At 41.3% G+C, this 1,239-nt stretch carries 2 protein-coding genes and 1 pseudogene; all 3 read right to left on the bottom strand.

Annotated elements, in window-relative coordinates; genetic code table 11:
- Positions 1-407 (bottom strand): SAM-dependent methyltransferase (locus L652_RS0100655; protein WP_024603181.1); only part of this gene is annotated, 407 nt, incomplete at its 3' end.
- 9 nt (positions 408-416) lie between these two features.
- The gene (nirD, locus tag L652_RS0100650; protein ID WP_008167772.1) at positions 417-770 is read right to left on the bottom strand and encodes a nitrite reductase small subunit NirD; all 354 of its coding nucleotides are present in this window, start codon (positions 768-770) and stop codon (positions 417-419) included.
- Positions 757-1,239 (bottom strand): annotated as a pseudogene (locus tag L652_RS0100645) (nitrite reductase (NAD(P)H)); the annotation flags it as partial. The pseudogene L652_RS0100645 and the gene nirD, both read right to left, overlap by 14 nt.

Raw genomic sequence — 1,239 nt, 5'->3', positions numbered from 1 at the left:
TCACTAAGCGCATCGGCTTCTTCGTTAATACGTGCAAATATACTCGGATCGCCGCCTTTTAAACGCACTACGTTTAAGCCTTGTTGTGCGTATTTAACCAGTAGTTCGCAAATGTTAGCTTGGGTCATCGAATGTTTACCCGCACGTTTACCTACAAATACTCGCTGTGCTTTTTTAGGAAGCGTTTTTAATAAATCATCGCTTACTAACCAATCGTATAAAACAACATCGGCGGTATTAATTAAACGCTGCGCTTTTACTGTAATTAGCTCTGCGTCTCCTGGGCCCGCACCAATTATATAAACGTTGCCGCTTTTGACGCTGCGACTATTTGAGCTTGTTAGCTTAGTAACAAGCTTATTTAGCCACACGTTTTCAATACCCGAAAAATAAGACAGTACACTCATACTATTCCCTTAAGCCACTGCTGTTGTAACTTTTGGTTCAGCGCTTATAAATACACTGCCGTCTTCAATTTTTGCATTAAAAACCGGTAGGTGTATTGCTTCTGCTTCTAAACATTCGCCTGTTTCTAGGCAAAAGTGTTGCTTATATAAAGGCGATGCGACAACTAATTTATTGTCGATTGAGCCAATAATGCCACGTGATAATACATTAGCTTTGCCAATTGGGTCGTAGTTACTAATAGCAAACACAGCCGTTGGATTTTGTGGAATGTAAAAAATAGCCACTTGCTGATTATTAACTAATGCACATACGCCGCTATTAGCCACTAGGTTGTCGATTGTTCCAATATTATGCCAAGACATCAGCTTGCTCCTCTTCAACTTCAATTACTGGAATACGGTTTTGTGTATTACGTTGCTCACGTTTTTCGGCTTCTGTAGCAGGGCGAATTTGATTACGCTCTTGCACAAATAGAATGTTGTCGTCGGTTTCGGGGCTATTAACAAACTGGCGGAATCGTTTGGCAGCATCTGGGCTTTCAATCGCTTTTTTCCATTCACACGCATAGGTTTGTGTAATTAATTCCATTTGCGCTTCTAGCTCGTCGCAAATGCCTAAGCTGTCGTCAATTACTACGCTTTTAAGGTAGTCTAAACCGCCTTCAAGGTTTTCCATCCATACCGACGTACGCTGCAATTTGTCAGCCGTTTTAATGTAAAACATAATTACGCGGTCAATGTATTTAATTAGTGTTGGCGTGTCTAAATCGGTCGCAAATAAATCAGCATGGCGAGGGCGCATACCGCCATTACCACACACGTATAAGTTCCA

Origin of the sequence: Pseudoalteromonas sp. TB25 (assembly GCF_000497995.1) — a bacterium.
GTDB classification, from domain to species: Bacteria; Pseudomonadota; Gammaproteobacteria; order Enterobacterales; family Alteromonadaceae; genus Pseudoalteromonas; species Pseudoalteromonas distincta.
The sequence above is the reverse complement of the archived record's forward strand: the minus strand, read 5'-3'. Positions and strand labels throughout refer to the sequence as shown.